The sequence below is a fragment of the Paenarthrobacter sp. TE3676 genome, assembly GCF_056279165.1.
Genome location: NZ_JBWBQU010000005.1, coordinates 214,337 through 233,608 on the forward strand (window position 1 = coordinate 214,337; position 19,272 = coordinate 233,608).

The following is a 19,272-nucleotide window of genomic DNA, read 5'->3' on the forward strand; positions in this document are numbered from 1 at the left end:
CAATTCGTCGCGTTGCAGGAACATACCTTCAACCAGGATGAGCGCATTTTCGGGGCCAGACGTTTAACGTGGTCCAGCCTGATGTTTCTGCGAGCGTCCGTGACCGCCGGGCAAAACCACCCGTCGCCGCCCTTGCCTAGCGGGCTAAGAACATTTTCATCCAAAGCGGCGTAGTCATAAGTGTCGAGCCAGAACCCTACCGGCGACGTTCGACCTCGACGGTGGCGGACCTCCTGGAGGTTGAGAAAGTCATCCACGTGGATCGTCACGACTGGTCGGCCCTTTAGTACTGCGGCGAGATCCTTTGCGAAGGTCGACTTACCGCTTCCGTCGACTCCATCAATGGCAATTAGTTGACGCACTGGAGCTAGAGCCAATAATTCGGTCGCCAGGACGCTCAGCAATTCTGCCCTTTTCACTGCGGCCGCTTTCCATTCATCCGGCCATCATGGCACAACCAATCATGAAGTAGCGCTCAATCGGAGCTGTTGAAGGTTGCAGCGAGTCAATCTCTCCAGCGGCTCTGGACATCGAGGAGGAACTTGACGCCGGCGTCGGACAACTTCTGGTCAGACCGCCCCCAGCTGATGCCTTCCCAAAGCTCCAACCTGTGCAGGCTCCGGTCGATGTCGTAGTACAAGTCGGTAGCCCAGGACAGCGGTATTTCACCTTGGCCCGCTCTGGTCCTCAACCCAGCCTGATGAAGCGCTGCCTGAAGCACCTGATCCCTCAACCCGTAGGGCGGCCCGTCTCCGGTCAGCTCCCAGTGCACCAGCAAGGGCGTTGCGATCTTCTCTGCATCGGTGCCCGGATTCGCCAACCGGTCGGCGAGGAAATCCCATAGGGCTGCGGGATCCCCCACCAGTTTCCGTCCCTTGGGTGTCAGGAGCAGTTTGTCCTTTAGTTTTCGGAGAAGCTTCCACTCCTGCAGATGCTCCCGAAGGTTTCGGATGGGCGGCGTGCTTACTTCGACCCGCCCTGCGGAGATCCACTCGTCATCCCAGCCGAGTTCAGTCATCGCCCGCTTCACAAACGCCGGCTTGAGATAGCCGGCCGACGTCAACGGCAACCCGTCAGAACGTGCCTCGTTGAGGAACCAAAGAATCGGACCAAGAACCGCTTGTTGGTCGGCGGTCGTCACTTCGCCTGGCCAGAACCGTTGCGCCAAACTGCGGAGCTGCCCGTTGATTGCCTCTAGGTCGAAAGCAGCCGGATCGAACTTGGACACACGTTCCTGCGTCACGAACTCGAGCCATTCCACGGCTTCCCTGTGCTCTGGATGCTTGGGGTTGGACACAACGGCAACCACGTTGGCATACCCACCCACTCCCCCTGAATCCTCTATGGGCCCCCGCATAGCTCCGTCAAGGCAAGCGATAGAGTGCTCGTGGAGCACGGCAGGTCCAACAACTTCAATCTCGTGGGTCCAGTTGTCCCCGAAATCGTAGTCGTACTCAAGGTCCGACAACCCAGGCGAGTGCGGGTCAAAACGCTCAGTTAGCCGGACGTCAGCCGCTAACTCAGTACCAGCCGGACCGTCGCCGTCGTCGACTCCCATGATGATGCGTTTCGTGCCCGCACGGTCGTGGCCGGCAACGGCGTAGAGATGAGCGTCCTTCCACCCGAATGCGGTCTGGATGGCACGGTGCAGCTCAGCCACTGTGGCGGTGTCGGGGAGGACGAGTTGCCGCCAGATGAGCGGTTCAGTCTCACTGATTGAAATGCGCAACTCAACGGCTGGAACGGTGATGGGGGACTCCATATGAGTCATTCTCTCAGCGCAAAGAGAGGTTTCGCGTCATATGTCATTGTTATGGACTACTACCACTACGGACGGGGGTTGAACCTACAACGACAAGGACTTACCAGTGATCACGCACTTCTACCCAGCAGCGCTTCGCATCATCACCTGCGTCATAGCTGTTTGCTCGGCGGTGTCGGCCACATTGCTCGGAACTGCGCCCCCGCCAGAAGGCCTGGACATCCTTGATCCTTCAGATTTGCGGACCACGGCTGTCGTTCTCACCATGGCTCTGGGTGTTGTGGCGCCCGTAGCGATGTTGATTGCCGAACCGCTCACGTGTCTGCTCCTTAAAGCAGGCCTCTTCGCTGCATCCGGCTTTGGCAATGCCATGATGCTGAGCCCTCTGGTGGTGGTGCCATTCCAGGAGGCGTCCACTGCGCTGGCTGTTGTCTGCTCTGTAGCCCTGACTATTGCGAGCATCGTCACCTACATGGAGTCCGTGGAACGTAGGAATGCTCGACGCCGGGCCAACACCTAGACGCTGCCGCTCAGCACCTATTTTTGATGAATTTACCCCCAATTATGCGTCTCCCGACCACCTAGTTTGAGGATTCGAGCACCTAGAGGCCGATTGCCGGCCATAGTCTCTTTTTGTGCCTCTCGGGGCGGGATTCCCGGTGTCCGGCGGGTTACCCCACTCGCTCCACGCGTAGGAGGCACTGCGGCACGGCTCCATCCGACTACCCCCAGATGGGGCCGTGCCCAGCCGGAATATCAGCCGGCGCGGCGGTCAAACCGCAAAAGCACCAGGCGGTATGCGATGCCCACCGCGAACATCAGCACACCCAACCCGGCTGATACAGGCGGAAGGGTGGCAACAAGAGCCACGCATGCAACAGCACCTGCCACCTGCAGGAACTTAGGGTAGCGGCGGTCTTCCGACGGCTGAGTGTAGGCGGCGATGTTGGCAACCAAGTAGTAAAGCAGCACGCCGAATGATGAGAAGCCGATTGCCCCGCGAAGATCCGCAACTGCGATAATCAGACAGATCACTACAGCCAACGTGACTTCGGCACGATGCGGGACCTTATAGCGCGGATGCACAGCGGAGAGCCAGTGCGGAAGATCGTGTTCGCGGGCCATGGCCAGGCTCGTCCGGCCAAGCCCTGCGACGAGTGCCAACAACGCACCCAGACACGCAACGGCTGCACCGACTCTGATTACGGGCGAAGCCCAGGCCAAGGTGCCAGCGCTCACCGCGTCGGCCAAGGGGGTCGCCGTAGCAGCCACGCCGTCGGGGCCGAGAGCCGCCAGCAAAGTAATGGCAATAACGGCGTAGATGACGATGGTGATCCCCAAGGCAATGCTGATCGCGCGGGGTATGGTGCGCTTGGGCTCACGCACTTCCTCACCCATCGTCGCGATTCTTGCGTACCCGGCGAAAGCAAAGAACAGCAGCCCCGCTGATTGCAGGATGCCGTACCAGCCGTGGGCCAGCAGCCCCTCGCCCATAAAGCTGCCAAAGTCGGGACCGGAGCCACCCCAAACCGCTGCGACAGCAATCGTCAGGGCAGCAAGTACAGCGACCACCAGCACGCGCGTCAGTCCGGCGGTGCGGGTCACTCCGTGATAATTCACAGCGGTCAAAATTACGACGGCGGCAATCGCCACCGGGCGCTCCCAGCCTTGCGGTGCGGCATAGGCGGCGAAGGTCATCGCCATGGCAGCGGCACTCGCCGTTTTGCCAATGACGAATCCCCATCCTGCCAGGAACCCGGCCCAAGGGCCGAGCCGTTCCCGACCGTAGATGTAGGTACCGCCGGACGTTGGATAGGCCGCAGCCAGTTGGGCCGACGAGGTCGCGTTGCAGAAGGCGACGAAGGCAGCCACTACCAACCCGATCAGCAGCCCTGATCCCGCGGCAGCGGCGGCTGGGGTAAACGCCGCAAAGACACCGGCGCCGATCATTGACCCCAAACCGATCAGCGATGCGTCGAACGTACCTAGTCGGCGGGCCAAAGCCGGAGAGTTGCTCACGGATATCCAGCCTATCCCGGGTCAGCGCGGCGGAAGTGAATTCCCCACCAGCATGAAAAGACTATTGCGGGATGTTGCACCAGTCTTCCGCAGCGCGTTGGAGATGTGGTTTTCAACTGTCCTCGCGCTGATGCCGAGATGCTCCGCGATTTCTACATTGGTGCGGTGTCCGGCTAGTACGGCGACCTCGATCTCCCTTTCGGTCAGCGGCGTCGTCCTGAAGGAATTGAAGGAGAGCTGCTCGTTGGCCGATGGGAAGCGGACAGCGAAGACGGATGATGCCTGCGCCATGGCGTCGGCTGCGGCAGCATCACCGTCGATTACGTGGCGCTTGAGGGCTCCTCGGAGCAGCATTCCCACCTGGTACGTGTCGATGTCAGGTTCATAGTGCTTGAGGAGCAGCCCCAGCAGCTTATGGTCACCTTCAACCACCGCGGTAGCGATGGCAATGAGCTGGTCATGGACTGTCACGCCGCTCTCCCGCAGGATCTTTTGCAGCAGATCCAAAACTGGTCGGCCCGGGCAAAGGCACGTACAGAGCAGCGCAGTCATCATGGCTTCAAGGACGTAGCCGCTCTTCAACTGCCGCCTAATGAGCTTGGCGGCTTTTCGGTCGAACACTGAAGGCTGGGCATTGTGGTGAGCGATGAGCTCGTAGGCTCCCTTGCCGATGCCGGGTATCGGACCAACGTCCGGCACCTCCGTCCGCGCCTGTGCAGCTATGGAAAGCGTCGGCACTATGGCAGTCGTCGCGTGCCTGAGCCCAGCCAACCTGAGCATGGCGTCGTAGAGCGAGTCGACGACGAAGCCCGGGCGACCCATCGCAAAGACGCTGCTCATCAGGTACTCGGCCTCTTCAAAGTGGCCTCGGTAAAGCAGTCCGTGGGCGGCCACGTAGCTGCTGGTAACCACGCCGAACTGGTCCAGATTCTTGCGAGCTTCGGCCCGCCAGTCCAGGGCGAAGACCAACGACTCCTCTACGCGTCCGGCGGCAAAGAGGGCGAAGCCGTGTATGAACGGCCGAAGATGCGAAAAGGCATCATCGTCGCCCGCACCGTCAACGGCTTCCAACGCTGCAGCTGGCTTGAAGCGGTACAACTCAAGCAAACCATGGACCAGCACCCCCATTCCCGATCCTTGGCCGCCAGAAACGCCTGGCTCGTCAGCGTGATCAGCTGGAACCCTGCCGTGGGAAGCACTGATGAACAGAATGGCATTCTGGACTTCAGCTACCTGCTGCGGATTGTCCCCGGCGAACTTTTGGAGGATGTCGACGGCGGCACCTGGCCCGCGGCCCGTGTGGATCGCAAGCATGGCCTCAGTGATGGTGACAAACAGGCGGTCTCTGGGATCGGCGTCGAAATCTGTTGTTTCGGCGCAGACAAGGCTGGCACGCTCCACATTCACGGGAGCACCCCAGTACATGCGGAGGAGTGCTGCGGCGTTGGCGGCTGACTTGTTGGCCTGCCAGCGTTCGAAGCGGATGTGTTCCCGGTCCGCGTTGTGGTCGTGGAAGTGCCTGGAAGTTATGGCGTCGTCGTCGCCCTTCTCCAGACGCAGAGATGAAAGCACACGGGAGAGGCAGTCTGCCGTGGTGTGCTTCTCCGGGGCCACCTGAGGGGCAGCTTCAAGGACGCCGGCGATCTTGCTGCGGAGCAGTTTGCGGTCCCGGAGCTTCTTGTTCCCTCGGAAGTAGTCAGCGATGACGGGCGGACTAATGGCCGCTATTGAGCCATTGTGGTGGTCCGCCAGGACGGACAGGAATCCCCTGCGCTCCAAGCCTTCCAAGGCATCGGGCTGGATGACTTTGTGGAGGACATCAACCCGTGCCGTACCGAGAATCGCCATGATGTGCAGCGCCGTGAACTCCTCAGCACCCAGTTCAGCCAGGAGGGCCTCAAGTGTGCCTCGAAGGTGTTCGTTCCATAGGGTGTCGGCCGTCATGCACCATTGCTTGTCTTTCATGACCAGCAGGTTGCTCAGTGAGGCTGTCTCTGCGATCCGCACGATGAGCCGCGGGTTTCCGGCCGATTTGGTGAGGATGCGCGCTGTTGTGTCTGCGTCTGCGGGGGCACCAAGAACCTGCGCGATGAGTAGGTGGACCTGCTCGTAGTGGAGTGGATCCAACTGCAGGTGCGCCTCCCTACCGTTGTTGAGCACGGCCAGCTGGCCCCGGGAGAAAGTCCATGTTTCCGGCGCCGTAGCCACCATAGGACAATCGGATCTCCGCCTCACAGCCTCCAGGACTGCCAAGGATTCGCTATCCACCAGGTGGAGATCGTCAACAACCAGCAGGTGTTTGCCGGCCTTGGCCAGTTGGCTGGAGAACACATCAGCGATATCGAAGACACCGCTGCGGCCAGGCCTCATTTCCAGTCCGAGCCCCTTGATGGCCGAGTACGGGATGGTGCGGTGTGTACGGAGTCCACTGATGAAGTGCACGGAAACGCCAGTCTTCTCCAGATTGCTCATGACGCTGCGTACTACCGATGTTTTACCGCTACCCGGTGCGCCAACAACCCTGACACCAATGCCGCGGGCAACAAAGTCGAGGATTCGCTGAACCTCTGAATCGAACACGCGACCTAGCCTTCTGTTTTTGTGGATGCCCGACATGAGGCTCACTTCGCAGGCTAGATCTTGAAAACGGGACTAGGTGGCAAAACGGCCTTGCACAGACCGATTTCGGGCAGTCTAGGTGGTGATTCGGGCAAAACTAGGTGCTGGCGCGATGCGTCTAGGTGGTGGGGCTGTTCGAATATTGGGCGATCCATGAGGATGCTCCTTCAGCTCTGCGGGTGGACTACGTCCCACGATACGGAGAGCCGGAAGTGAATTACATGGGTGTAATTCACTATGTGGATATATGTTCTATGACGAAAAGAAGCACTAGAAAACATCTTCCTGCTAAGGGCAGACAAAAAAGCAGGGCCGGTCAGTGACCGGCCCTGCTTTTTGAGTTATCCGAAGACTAGACAGCCTGGATGTTTACTGCCTGGGGACCCTTGGGGCCCTGCTCGACGTCGAAGGAAACCTTCTGGTTCTCTTCGAGGGAGCGGTAGCCCGAGGAGTTGATCGCAGAGTAGTGAGCGAAAACGTCCTGGCTGCCATCTTCAGGAGAGATGAAGCCGAAGCCCTTTTCGGAGTTGAACCATTTTACGGTACCTGTAGCCATTTTTTCAGTCCTTACTGAAGGTGGAGATTGTCCCGACTTTCGGGTCTCCGGGTGTGGGGTGTTCTCCACAGTTACTTCAGAAAGTCACGATCCGGAAGGATCGTGGGGACTGCCTGAACTACCAAATGCCAAACACAACAACACCAACTAGTCTACAGAGATTTGAGCAGATGGCTAGTGCTGGGAAATATTTATCCATCCGATGTTCGGACTGACCAAGAAATATATCAACGTCCTAGCACACCTCGGGCGGCCAATCTCTGTCAATCGTCGGCTCCAGCTAAGGCTGACAGCCACTCCCCAAGCCGGTGTCGTGACGAAGTCGCAACTGTCGAGGACATGCATTTTTGTATTGCTTTTCCCACGGCGCGACTACAGGATCAAGCAAAGGGGCCGCTCGCAAAGCCACATAGGAGGACACCAATTGCAGATGCCCAAGCCCTCTGACGCCGATAAGGAACGCTTCCGTTCAGTGCTGCCCGATCATCCGGATGTCATCGTCAAGCCGATGTTCGGCAATCTGGGCGCATTCGTCAATGGCAACATGTTCGCAGGACTCTTCGGCCCCACCATCGGCGTCCGCCTTTCCGAGGCTGACAAAGCTGAGCTCGAGGCTAACCACCAAACTCAACCGTTCGGCCCTGAAGAACGTCCCATGGGCGGATACACAGGTCTTCCCGAAGCTTGGAACGATGACGCTGAGAAGGCCGAGCCCTGGGTGGCCAAAGCCTTTGACCATGTGGGCTCGTTCCCGGCGAAAGCGCCAAAGTCGCGTCCGCCCAAGAAGTAACCACTGTCCGCTCAGCAAGCATCGCAGGACTCTCGCAAAACCCGCCGTTTCGTGCTGAGATCAAGCCATGGCCTCGATGAATGGACGAACAGCGCTCGTCACCGGCGCTACGGGTGGCCTTGCTAAGGCCATCGCCACTGCTCTGGCCCGCGAAGGTGCCACCGTCGTCGTGGTTGGACGGACAGAAGCTCGGGCAGAAGAGGCTGTGCGCGACCTTCGGGCCGCAGTCCCAGACGCCACCTTGGAACCCCTTGCCGGCGATCTCTCAAGCCAAGCGTCAATCCGCTCGGCGGCTGAGGAGTTCCTTTCCCGTCACGACGAGCTGCACGTCCTCGTCAACGCGGCCGGCGTTTTCCGCAAGGAACGCCACGTGACCGCGGATGGCCTCGAGCTCACGTTCGCTACCAACGTGATGGGCTACTTCCTTCTCACGAATCTGCTCCTGGATGCGCTCAAACGTGGCGCGAGCAGGGATCAGGGGCAGCCATCGCGGATCGTAAACATCGCGTCCAGGTATTCGGGCGGTCCATCGGTGACCAAGATCGATTTCGACGACTTGCAAACCGCGAAAGGCAACTACAGCTACCTTCGCTCCACCCCGCCAACGATGCTGGGCCGGGTCCTATTAACGCAGGAGTTCGCGGAGCGCCTTCGCGGATCAAACGTGGTGGTCAACGCAGTGCATCCGGGCCTCGTCAAGAACACCGGTCTTCTGCAGGACGTTGGCGGGCCGTTCCGATGGGTGACAAATACCTTCGGCAAGACGGCAGAGAAAGCAGCCGACACGGCCGTCTGGCTAGCCACCTCGCCAGAAACTGCGACGGTACCCGGCAAGCTCTGGACGAAACGCAAGGAACTGCCGACGCCGGGCATGGGCTCTGATCCAGCCGCGCGGAAGCGGCTGTGGGAAGAGTGCACGCGGCTGTCGAAGATCCTGTGACCTGGGCAGCGTCCTCGTCAAGGATGACTTCCGAAAGCAGCTGCCTCTAAGCTTGCTCGAGCTCCAACTGCGGCGCAGGCTTGCGGAATCCGCGAGTCAAGAAGGCCAGATAGACCACGCCCACGCCCGCCCATGCGAGCCCGAACGTGAACGACAACCCACTCAGGCTCGTCCACAGCCAGGCCGTCAAGGCAAAACCTATGCCTGGCAGCACAAGGTTATGAACTATGCCCCGGGCGCCGCGTACCTTCTCATCAACGAAGTAGTGCTTGATCACGGCCAGGTTGACCACGGAGAAAGCGACCAGCGCACCGAAGCTGATCAGCGATGAAATAGTCAGGAGATCAAGTACAAAGGCCAGAAGCGAAACGGCTGATGTCAAGAGAATTGGAAGCACGGGTGTGCGGAATCGAGCGTGGAGCCGACCCAGTGCAGCAGGGAAGACACCACTACGACCCATCGAGTGAATGATTCGCGAAACGGACGCCTGAGACGTCAGCGCCGATCCAAGACTTCCTGCAATGTATGCGGCGGTGAAGAAGGCAACGAGAAGGTTTCCGCCCGCCGCGCCAATGACTTCGATGGCCGCTGCGTCCACATCATTGAATGTGCTGACCGGGAGTACAAGGTGGCTGATATACGCGAGTCCTAGGAAGATCACACCGGCCAGCACAGTGGTTAGCATGATGGCCTTGGGCAGATTGCGCTTCGGGTCCTTTGTCTCCTCAGCGAAGGTGGAAACGGCGTCGAATCCCAGGTACGACAGGCACAGAATTGCGGAGCCAGCCAATATCGGGGAGACGCCCTCAGCCCCATCGACTCCGGTGAACGGAGCCATCAAGTCAAGATTGCCGGTGCCGGTAATTGATGACAGTCCCAGCGCAACGAACAGCACAATGAAGAGCGCCTGAAGTCCCACCACAACGAAGTTGGCCTTGGCAATCGCGGTGATGCCCAAGATGTTCAGAACGGTCACGGCCAGGATGGAGACCACCATGAAAACCCATGCAGGGACGGCAGGGAATGCGGCTTCCATGTAGATTCCGATAAGCAGGTAGTTGATCATCGGCAGCAGCAGATAGTCCAGCAAGAGAGACCATCCAGCCATAAAGCCAAGCCCGGCTCCAAACGATCGCGTCGCGTAGGTGTATGCCGATCCCCCGAACGGGAATGCTTTCGCCATCCGGCCATATGAGCGCGCGGTGAATAGCATGACCACCAGCGTCACTGCGTAGGCGGCCGAAAGGCGCCCGCCCGTCAACTCCACCACAATGCCGTAGGTGCTGAAAATCGTCAGCGGCACCATGTAGACCAAGCCCAGCAACACCAGCGAGGGAACGCCAAGGACTCGGCGCCAACCCCGGGTTGGAGTCTGAGTGGAAGCTGGCCCCACAGGCTTCTCGCCTGCCGGTGTATCAGTATCAAATGTGGGGGTCATTGGGGATCCTAAATCTGATGAGGGGGCGCTGGGGGAACTGCGGCCGAGCTGGGGGTAGGGGCTCGCGCTGGTGGGTGCGGGATTGTTTGCCTTCGCTAACCATGGAGGAGGATCCTAGTTAGTCATAAATGAATGGCATTCGTTTATTAAAGCGGTGAGCCTCGTCACAGTCAATATGTGATGCAGTCAGCGAACACGGAACGCCACTACATCATCATCCGGAGCGGTTGTTTGTTGACCCCGCGAGCATCGGACCTCTCTGAAGTGGGCGGAATCTCGGAGCCGTCACACTGCTAGCCGGTTCGCTGCGTGAGCCGACGCCAGCTTCAAGCCAGACTCATGCGGGCACGCCCAACAGCCCCCGTTCCACAGCCACGGCTTCGCTAGTAGGCTTGTCACCGTGCCTGATGCCCTCTTCAATTTCAAGTCAAGCGACGAACTTCCCGAAACCGCAGGTCCCGTCGATCTCCCAATTCACGACTACCAGCGCATCGCTATTCGTGAAGCATTTGCCGTCGCTGGAATTGTTGGACAGGACCGACGGCAGGAGATTGTACAGAGCTGTACCGTACGTCCAATTTCCGCGCTGAGGGAGCTTACCGCGGCCGAAGCCCATCGAGTATTGAGTCGGATAAAGCAAATCACCTCAGCGAAGCCCCGCACCAAAGGCGCGTCGAGTTGGGACCTACGAGAAGAAGATACTTGGATTGACAAACTTTGAGTACCTAGGCTGGCCAACTCGCTTCGTGGCAACGTCTGGGTAACCATAGAATCGGCGTTGATCGACCGTGCATCTTGTCACGTTGCCATTAGGAAATGTTCATATGCGCGTTCAAGGAGATCCACGCTTGGGCGCTCCGCACGAGCACTGGGCAGTGCGATCCGTCGGCCGCGCATTTCCTGTAGACCGTGACGAAGCATGGGCCCGTCAACCTCCGCCAATAGTGCGGGGTGCGCCTCCACAACGAAATCTGGTCGGATTCCAAGAATGCTTGTGTCGAAGGCTGCATGATGGATTTTGCATAGGGAAAGCCCATTGACGACAGAGGCGATACCATCGTCGTCACTGTCTGGAATGATGCGGGCAGCATCTAGCATTCGCGCGTGCCACAGGCTGCACACCGTTCCCGGTATGCCCGCAGCACCATTCCCCGGAAGACTGCCTGGAACAGCCTCTTCCGCGTCTCGACCTGTAGATACCGGCGAAGTTCTTCCGCGGGTGATGCATTTTGCTTGGAATTAAGGTAGGGATCTGCGTCAACAAGAAACTGTTGGCTCCCAGGTTCTTCACCAACAGCGATGACCGGATACACGGGGCTTAAATATGCCCTTTCCAACCTCAAAGAACCATATGAGCGGGACGCTGGCACCATGGCCTCACGAAGGGAGCGATTGGTCGACTCGTCGCCGTTCTCGCCGTTCTCGCCGTTCCATTTGTATCGTAGAAGCCCATCGGACTTGTGAATCAAATCATTGTAGGGATGCGCAACGCCCGGGGGGCGATAGGTCGTGGTGATAGATAATGCGGCCGAAAGCTCTGCTGGCTTCCAAATGCCTTTCACTCTGTCTTTTAGAGGAATGCGCCGCCCCTCAAAATTGAATGACTGAGTTTCAGAGAACAGAAGGTTCCGGGAACCAGCTGCCGTTTTTTGATCAAGCCAGACGAAAGCAGCGGTCCGGAGTCTGGCGTCGAGGCTGTCCTGTTGTCCACCAACATCGATGTACATCCAGCCAGGCTACAGCTTTGCTATGTAGCGCGTAAATGATCACAGGTCATGCCACTCGCGGGATGCCAACGGTTTTTGTCGCAGCGCTCTGCTTTAATGACTCCAATAGTCACAGGGGGCATTATGACTGCACAGCTGCAGGACACGGACCGGGACGCCTTCGAGGCCGAGAGGTCCCTCGAACAGGAATACTTCGATGCAGCCAAGCAGGCTTATGACAGGCACGCAGCAGACGTTAGCTCCTCAACCGTAAGCGGAAACGTCCATGAGCGATCAAGTCAGCGTGCGGCTCTGCTAAATCGGAGACAGCTGGCCCCCTCGGAGGCAGTTGCCACAGCGCGGATGGACTTAGAGGACGGCGAGACAATCTACCTCGGTAGCGTCGCGATCCGCGACGAAAACTATGATCTCCTCATCACACCCTGGCAGTCTCAAGTCGGTGAAATTTTTTATGAGGCAACACCCGAAGAGCCTCACGGGCTTGCGCGCAAGAGGGTATTCTCCACAACCCACAATCGGATCGACTCTTTCAATGATGTGCTATTCCAGCAGCTCTCTGACGACATCTCCGCGGCGACCTTCGTTGGTGAGCAGGATCCACTCCTAGAGGACCTCGGTCGCGGTCGTGACGAGTTTATGCGGGATATTGTGCGGACCATCACTGCTACGCAAAACCGCATCATTCGAGCACCCAAGGACCAACTTCTTGTTATTCAGGGTGGGCCCGGCACTGGAAAGACTGCGGTCGCTCTCCACCGCGTTTCTTGGATCCTCTATAACTACCGGGAGGAGCTGCAGCCAAGGGATGTACTCGTTGTTGGCCCCAACCCCACATTCACCAAATACATCAGGCGTGTACTTCCTACTCTCGGGGACGTGGACGTAGTCCAGCAGTCGCTTGCACAGCTGCTAGCAGGTGATTTTGGGCCTCGAGCCACCGATAGCGGTGACACAGAACGAAAGAAGGGCTCCGCGAAGATGGAGTCTATTGTCCAGAAAGGGCTCAGCGGACGGGTACGAGTTCCAGCAGACGGTCTCGAGGTAAGACGCCTCGACACTGCCTTAACAGTTTCTGTAGCAGCAGAGGATATCGAACGCGTTCTACACCAGATTACAACAGGTCTTTACAATCGCCGGCGAGCTCAGTTTAAGGCTGCCCTCCAGTCACTCGTAGCGGGCAGGATCGACGCTGGCAGAAGGGACTCCGCACCACTCATAGACAGAGCATCCCTGGAAGAGCAAACCGAACGGGTGTACCCTTCGCTTTCTCCACAGCAATTCGTGCGGGAATTGTACGGCTCCAAAGACCGACTTATTCGAGCCGGCGCTACGGAGTCCGAAACCGAGCTGCTATACAGACCTGCTGCCCAGAAGATCGGCGACGAACCATGGACGATGGCAGATCTCGGCGTTATCGACTGCGCCGCCAATGCAATTAATGGGACGGTCAGCCGTTTCGGGCACGTCGTCGTGGATGAAGCACAGGACCTTTCCTACATGCAACTCCGAGCAATCCGGAGACGAAGTCAAAACGGGTCCATGACTGTAGTGGGAGACATTGCACAGGCAACGTCAGCTTATGCGCGCAAAGACTGGAACCAAGTTCTGACCACGCTGGGCACTGAGGACAATTTCACTGAAGCGGAGCTGACCATCGGATATCGTGTGCCAGCGCCTGTCCTGGCTGTCGCTGCCAAGGTGCTGGCAACGGCAGCCCCCGGGCTGACTGCGCCCCAAGCCTTCCCACGGCAGACAGAGGAGAATCCCCGCTGGTATGCAGTGGGTGCCGAGACGTTTCACGATGTAGTGGTGTCAGCTGTAAAAGAACATAGCTCACGAGGCTTGTTTGTGGGAGTCGTCGTAGCTGCACCGCAGATGGACTCTGTTCGTGCTGCCTTTCACGCGGCGGGCATCAGACACAGCGAATCGGCCGAAGGTGGGTTGTCCCAAGGAATCAATCTGGTTTCCCCTGAGGATGCAAAGGGCCTTGAGTTTGATGCCGTAGTCGTTGTCGAGCCAGCCTCCATCTTGAATCTGGCACAGGGCGACAAGCTTCTGTACATTGCATTGACCCGCACAGTCCACCATCTGGACGTAGTCATGCGAGCCGACAGAATCCCTAAGATACTGGCCGACTTCCTCGGCGACGAAGACGATACCGGTTCGAACCCGACCGGTGATGGAACGGATGAACCGAATTTAAGCGAATCGGACGCAGTTGAAATAGCCGCCCGGATCGCTGCCCCGGATACAGCTACTAGCGGCTCCCAAACGGAAGATACCGATCACAGTGATATTAAGAATCCCTCGCCCGCGGAATCGGCTTCAACCGGCGACTTAAAACCCGTGCTCGAACACGTTGCCCAAGGCATTGCCAGGGAGTTCTTCGAGGTTCTCCTTGAAGTGGGTCCAAATGTTCAAAGGAGGGTCGTAGATCTTCTTTGGGACAAGATCGAAGGAGCAGAACTCGAGAATTAGTTCGTCTGAGGGTTGGGAAGGTGCGGCCCGATGTAGCCAATGATGATCTTTCCCGCAGCGGCCGTTGCATCGACATAGTGCAACCTTGGGGACACAAGTCCATGTTTAGCGATTCGGAAATGTGCTCCCATGAACATCTCTCCGCTGGGGTCGACCTTCGTTGGTACGGAAAGCGTGCGGGGCGTTGAAAAACTCGGGTTATTCTTCACTGACTCACTCTCGTCGCGAGCATGACGACCCGGATGGTAGCTACGGCCGCCGGGTGGCGGGCACTCAAGGTAGGCGTGTACGCCCTGTATGTCGCTACCCTCCGCCTTAAAGCGTGCATAGTCGTTCAACGCCAGGACGATACTCCATGTCATATCGCACCACCGTCCAATAGCATCATGATCATCGAGGCTTGCAGTGACGTCCTTGTTTCCTGTGTAAATGACGTACTGGAGATTATCGAATGACTCCACGAGGCTGTTGAAATTTTGGGGAACTGAAAGCTCGGGCCTTTCAACGTCGTCGAGCAGAGCCCAGTCAACGTTGCTACCACCGGCTTTGGCCAGCATGCCCCGTAGTTTCAACTCCATTTCTTGCGCGCTACGAGCACGCGCGGACTGGACTTCGAGATGCTCCCACGTCTCCCAAGCGTCCAGCTCGAGGTCATCCACGAGGCGGTGAAGTCTTGCCTGCTCAACTGCTGCAGTGTCCAAGGCCGCAGACTTCTGATCGATTTTCGCTAAGAGCCGCGTGCTCAATGCCTCAGCCGCAACACCCGCATCCAAGAGTCCACGAACCGATTCGACAGCGTCAAGTGATGTCTTGCCCCCGGCGTACTCTTCTACGAGCGCCCGAAGGGCCAAGTAGGTCTCGGCCTGCTCTCCAAGGGTGGAGTCCCAACTACCGATCTTTACATCCTCTGCCTCTGTATCGTCGTCGGGCGCGCTCTCCGACGAGACAGACGGTGCCGCAAGCTCAAGTGGCTCATTTCCGGCAGCCACGGACGGGTCCGAGGCACTTAGTCGCCTCTTGCCCTCGGCTTGATCCAAGGCCGCTGCGCCAATTTCGGTTGCTCCGGGACGGAGACCAATTCGAGTCTCCAGATCGTCAAGCTGCCGGTCCAAGAGGCGAATGCCGTCATCCAAAAGCGCCGTCTGAGCAACTTCACGCGCTTTGTAGCTCAGTGTCTTGCCGAGACGACGGACGTCCTGGGTGGCCAGCGATTCAGCTGTCAGGAACCGGTGTCGAGCAGAATCTTGTGAGTCACTGGCGTCCAGCTCCGGAAGATACATCCTCAGCATTCCAGCTTTCACTCCGAAATTGGCACCCACTCGTTGGTTAAACAGGGTCGTCGCCACTGGATCCAGTACGTAGGCAGACGCTTGACCAGTAGTCTGTTTTAGGATGTTTCCGACAAACTCCGTCCAGTCCCGCATGTTCAATGCAGGACTACTCCCGGCTATGAAGGACGCAGTCCTCCGGCCCGGCCTGTTAAGTAGCTGTATTAGTTTGTCGACCTGTTGAGGGCGAACGACCACAGGCTTTTTGGTCAATCGAACGCCACGATCGGAACAGGAATAGTTCTCCATCAAGGATCCAACAAGTCGGGGAGCTCCGGCCCACTCCGGCCCTTCGACATCCACCCAGAACCAAGGAGGTCCATCTATTGGCTGCCGCACCGTAATAGTGGATACCCATTCGCTTGCTGATGACTGCTCTGTAAGAACCAGGCGATGAGTGCGCGCGAACGTCTCAGAATCGGGGGCAATCCACATCACTCGAGCATGACCAGCCACAGCAACCTCGGCGTTGGGTCGTAGAGCATTGGTGTCCAGCCTTTTACTTTGGAACCACTCGAAGGTCGCGTCCAGTACTCCCTGTACTACATCAGAATCCGACTTCGGATTAATAGTGAGAAGCGTCCGATAGCTCAGCATGTTTGTGTCCTTTCACCCGTCGATGCAGTGAACCACGATGCTGGCCTCTATGAAACTTGCCACGCGCATGGGAAATCCTCAAACGCCAGCGATGAACCACTGGCCGCGACCAACCTCGGATAACATCGTCCAAGAAGAACCGCCTCAACAAGGAGCATCAATTGATCCCGGACATCGTCCTCAGATTTGAACCGTCAACGGTTGGGCATCTGGGATCAAACATGTACTCACACTTGCCCAATGCAATCGCCGAACTGATTGCCAACGCCTACGACGCCGACGCAAAACTAGTCGAGGTGAAAGTTGGTGCTGACGACCTAGGTGATTATGTTTCCGTAACCGACGATGGTCATGGTATGTCATTGGATGACTTGGCCTCCAAATACCTTCGTATAGGACGTAATCGCCGAAACGAACTAAATACGGGGCTCTCAGAGAGCGGGCAACGCAAAGTCTCTGGGAAGAAGGGCATTGGAAAGCTTGCACTCTTCGGGGTAGGGCACGTTGTTGAAGTTGCTACAAGCCGGCGAGCATCGACAGCTCTCCATAACGTTTCACTTGACTACGAGGCGATGCTCGAGTCCGAAGGAGAGTACAGGCCATCAGTACGCACCGGCAGTACCAGCCGGGAGCAACAGGGAACGAAAATAACGATTCGCAGGTTAGTGCGCAGTTCTCCCATTCGGACTGACGACTTGCGAAAAAGCCTTGCGCGTCTATTCGACTACGGGGACACTACTTTCAGGTTGTTCGTGGAGAACAAGCGTGGAGAAAAAACAGAAGTAACGAAGGAGGCGCGTCTCGACGGAATTGCGCCTGAATTTCAATGGGTACTCCAAGACAAAGACATTGAAGAAACCATTGGAACGGTGGTGCGATCTTACATCACCACAAATGAAATCAGCGGACGAATTGTATCGGCCGCATCCCCCCTAGCCGGAACAAACCGTGGTGTTGCACTTTATGCGAATGGGCGGCTAATTAATGAGCCCGAGTTTTTCGGTGCTTCAGAATCAAGCCACGCTTTTTCGTACCTCACAGGGTTCATCGATGTCTCCTACCTCGATGACATCAAGCCAGACGTCATCGCAACCGACAGGCGAGCGATCAACTGGGATGCGGAAGAACCGGCTGAGTTGAAATCGGTTTTAGCCCATGTCCTGAAATCGATAGCATCAGACTGGAGGAAAGCTCGAAAAGAACGACAGCAGCAACGTGCAGAGGAACGAAGTGGAACTGACTTCACTGGCTGGACTTCTACACTACGCGGCCCAGAATCCGCTGCTCTTCAGTCGATATTAGAAACAATTGCTGAACCTGAATCTCGACTTTCCAATATGGCACAAGACAAAATAATTGACGGCTTGAAGTCCATCGCCCCGGAATACGCTGATTTGCACTGGCGTCACATGCATGAGTCAATTCACGATGCCGCACTTCCGGAGTATGAGGCCGGGCGATACATTGACGCTGTAGACGAGGCTATAAAGCGATATATTTCCGAAGTCCAAACTCGGCTGGGTCGGGAGATCCAAAATGCGACTGACCTGATGAATCAGGCTTTTAGTGAGAACGGAAATGGACTCTCCGTTTTCGCCAAGTACAAAACTATTGCGGGATCGAGGATCACTGACATCACTGTGAAGAACGTGCAAAGCGGGCAACGGCAACTCAGCGGCGGAGTCGTGTCCGGGGTGCGAAACCTCTTGGACCATCAAGAAAAGAAATGGCTTTTAGAGCACGAAGCCTTCACTGATCAGGACTGCCTTGATATCCTCAGCATTCTTTCTCATCTTCTCCGACGCTTGGACGGAGTACCAATGACGCATCCCAAGCCTCAGCAATGAGCTGCCCCAGATATGCGGCCAGCTGAACAGGCACTGCATTACCTATTTGTCTGGCCACTGCGGTCTTCGTTCCCATCCACTTGTATGTGTCGGGGAACCCCTGGAGTCGAGCGGCTTCGAAGTGCGTGATAGCGCGGTGGACGTCCGGATCAGGATGTAGGTACCGGCCCTTCTCGGGCTTAAAGAACTCCGTTCGGATTGTCACAGACGGTTTGTTCCAATGCAACCTGCCCATAACGTCTCCGGAGCCGTTCTTGTGCTTTTTCCAGCAATCGGCTAAAAGGGCGAAGGGGATATCAAAGCGATTTCCACCAGCTGGGATCTTCGCGAAGCGCTTCAGAGACAGATCGGTATAATTGCGTGTCACGTGCAGCTCAGGCGTCGCGAACGGGCCCGGCATCGTAACGCCGCCGACTTCAGTTCTAGTGTCTGGAAAGTCACGCATGGATGTACCCCGAGGGATCACCTGTTGGCCTACCCCCCCCGCAAAGGCGTCCTCCACGCTGCGGTGTTTGCCCTTGAATGGCCCGTTGACGGGCACAGCCACCTTCGGCAGTCCACGCCGCCGACCAATCACTATTGTTCGCACTCTCGCTTGGTAGGCTCCGAAGTCTGCTGCGTTCAACAATAGCGGCTGCAGCTCATAGTCCTCCAGTGGCCCTCCAGGCAAAGTCCAGGACTCTAGCTCCCCGAACTGGGGCGAAGTCAAAAATTGCCTTACATTTTCGAGCACGAAGTACCGGGGCTGTGCTTGGATGATCGTCTCTGCGTATTTCCGCCAGAGGAAGTTCCTCTCATCGAGCACGTCTTGCTTTCCGAGTGCCGAGAACCCCTGGCAAGGGGGACCTCCGATGATCACGTCAGCCTGCGGAACAGCACCTTCGTCCAGCCACTCCTCGATCCCCCCAGCATAGACTCGTGCTGCTTTGTGGTTCTGCGCAAACGTGGCCGCTGCATACTGATCAAGCTCGACGGCGACCACGGTTTCGTAGCGTTTAGTGGACTTGAAACCCTGGGTCATGCCGCCTGCGCCGGCAAAGAGGTCGATGAGGCGGAGACGTTGTGGCATGACCACTAGCTTAGCCGGCCACTACGACACTTCTGAACAGAACGGCTGGCGCGCCCGCCTAGACCACACATCGACTTCTAGTCTTTGCCCCACGCCGAGAGC

15 protein-coding genes are annotated in these 19,272 nt (G+C 57.6%); 6 read left to right on the forward strand and 9 right to left on the reverse strand.

The features are described from left to right. Nucleotides 1-505: 505 nt before the first annotated feature. The gene (locus ACZ881_RS13810) at nt 506-1,762 is read right to left on the reverse strand and encodes a plasmid pRiA4b ORF-3 family protein (RefSeq protein ID WP_476116251.1); all 1,257 of its coding nucleotides are present in this window, start codon (nt 1,760-1,762) and stop codon (nt 506-508) included. Nucleotides 1,763-1,868: 106 nt separating this feature from the next. Here ACZ881_RS13810 and ACZ881_RS13815 point away from each other — a divergent pair, with 106 nt between their 5' ends. Continuing rightward, on the forward strand, nt 1,869-2,282 hold the full coding sequence (locus ACZ881_RS13815) for a hypothetical protein (protein WP_476116252.1): 414 nt from the start codon (nt 1,869-1,871) through the stop codon (nt 2,280-2,282). A 236-nt stretch (nt 2,283-2,518) separates the two neighbouring features. Here ACZ881_RS13815 and ACZ881_RS13820 read toward each other — a convergent pair whose 3' ends face one another. The 3 genes from ACZ881_RS13820 to cspE form a co-directional block, all read right to left on the reverse strand. After that, a complete protein-coding gene (locus tag ACZ881_RS13820; protein WP_476116253.1) occupies nt 2,519-3,781 on the reverse strand; it encodes an APC family permease in 1,263 nt (420 codons plus the stop codon). A gap of 21 nt (nt 3,782-3,802) precedes the next feature. Next, complete coding sequence (locus tag ACZ881_RS13825) at nt 3,803-6,361, reverse strand: helix-turn-helix transcriptional regulator (RefSeq protein WP_476116255.1); 2,559 nt, start codon at nt 6,359-6,361, stop codon at nt 3,803-3,805. A 391-nt stretch (nt 6,362-6,752) separates the two neighbouring features. Next, entirely contained in the window at nt 6,753-6,956 is a 204-nt protein-coding gene (cspE, locus tag ACZ881_RS13830; RefSeq protein ID WP_024819996.1) for a transcription antiterminator/RNA stability regulator CspE, read from the reverse strand. A gap of 424 nt (nt 6,957-7,380) precedes the next feature. Between cspE and ACZ881_RS13835 the strand changes: the two genes are divergently transcribed. Beyond that, complete coding sequence (locus ACZ881_RS13835) at nt 7,381-7,746, forward strand: TfoX/Sxy family protein (protein ID WP_476116258.1); 366 nt, start codon at nt 7,381-7,383, stop codon at nt 7,744-7,746. Between the two features lie 67 nt (nt 7,747-7,813). Continuing rightward, nucleotides 7,814-8,686 carry an SDR family NAD(P)-dependent oxidoreductase gene (locus tag ACZ881_RS13840; protein WP_476116260.1) on the forward strand — a complete coding sequence of 291 codons (873 nt, stop codon included), beginning with the start codon at nt 7,814-7,816 and terminating at the stop codon, nt 8,684-8,686. A 46-nt stretch (nt 8,687-8,732) separates the two neighbouring features. Here ACZ881_RS13840 and ACZ881_RS13845 read toward each other — a convergent pair whose 3' ends face one another. After that, a complete protein-coding gene (locus tag ACZ881_RS13845; protein ID WP_476116262.1) occupies nt 8,733-10,124 on the reverse strand; it encodes an APC family permease in 1,392 nt (463 codons plus the stop codon). A gap of 400 nt (nt 10,125-10,524) precedes the next feature. Here ACZ881_RS13845 and ACZ881_RS13850 point away from each other — a divergent pair, with 400 nt between their 5' ends. Next, nucleotides 10,525-10,845 carry a hypothetical protein gene (locus tag ACZ881_RS13850; protein WP_476116264.1) on the forward strand — a complete coding sequence of 107 codons (321 nt, stop codon included), beginning with the start codon at nt 10,525-10,527 and terminating at the stop codon, nt 10,843-10,845. Nucleotides 10,846-10,922: 77 nt separating this feature from the next. Here the strand turns inward: ACZ881_RS13850 and ACZ881_RS13855 are convergent, their stop codons facing one another. Continuing rightward, nucleotides 10,923-11,222, reverse strand: coding sequence for an HNH endonuclease (locus ACZ881_RS13855; protein WP_476116266.1), 300 nt, complete (start codon nt 11,220-11,222; stop codon nt 10,923-10,925). Then, complete coding sequence (locus tag ACZ881_RS13860; protein WP_476116268.1) at nt 11,216-11,851, reverse strand: hypothetical protein; 636 nt, start codon at nt 11,849-11,851, stop codon at nt 11,216-11,218. Before ACZ881_RS13860 ends, ACZ881_RS13855 begins: the two co-directional genes overlap by 7 nt. A 123-nt stretch (nt 11,852-11,974) precedes the next feature. Between ACZ881_RS13860 and ACZ881_RS13865 the strand changes: the two genes are divergently transcribed. After that, nucleotides 11,975-14,329, forward strand: a complete 2,355-nt coding sequence (locus ACZ881_RS13865) for a HelD family protein (protein WP_476116270.1) — start codon at nt 11,975-11,977, stop codon at nt 14,327-14,329. On the opposite strand, the gene ACZ881_RS13870 is transcribed toward ACZ881_RS13865, so the two are convergent. Beyond that, nucleotides 14,326-16,254: a hypothetical protein gene (locus tag ACZ881_RS13870; protein ID WP_476116272.1), complete on the reverse strand. Its 1,929-nt coding sequence runs from the start codon at nt 16,252-16,254 to the stop codon at nt 14,326-14,328. The two genes, ACZ881_RS13865 and ACZ881_RS13870, sit on opposite strands and share 4 nt — an antisense overlap. 161 nt (nt 16,255-16,415) lie before the next feature. On the opposite strand from ACZ881_RS13870, the gene ACZ881_RS13875 reads away from it, so the two are divergent. Beyond that, nucleotides 16,416-18,101, forward strand: coding sequence for a TIGR02391 family protein (locus ACZ881_RS13875; protein ID WP_476116274.1), 1,686 nt, complete (start codon nt 16,416-16,418; stop codon nt 18,099-18,101). Here ACZ881_RS13875 and ACZ881_RS13880 read toward each other — a convergent pair. Continuing rightward, entirely contained in the window at nt 18,031-19,170 is a 1,140-nt protein-coding gene (locus tag ACZ881_RS13880; protein WP_476116277.1) for a DNA cytosine methyltransferase, read from the reverse strand. The genes ACZ881_RS13875 and ACZ881_RS13880 overlap by 71 nt on opposite strands. Between the last annotated feature and the right edge of the window lie 102 nt (nt 19,171-19,272).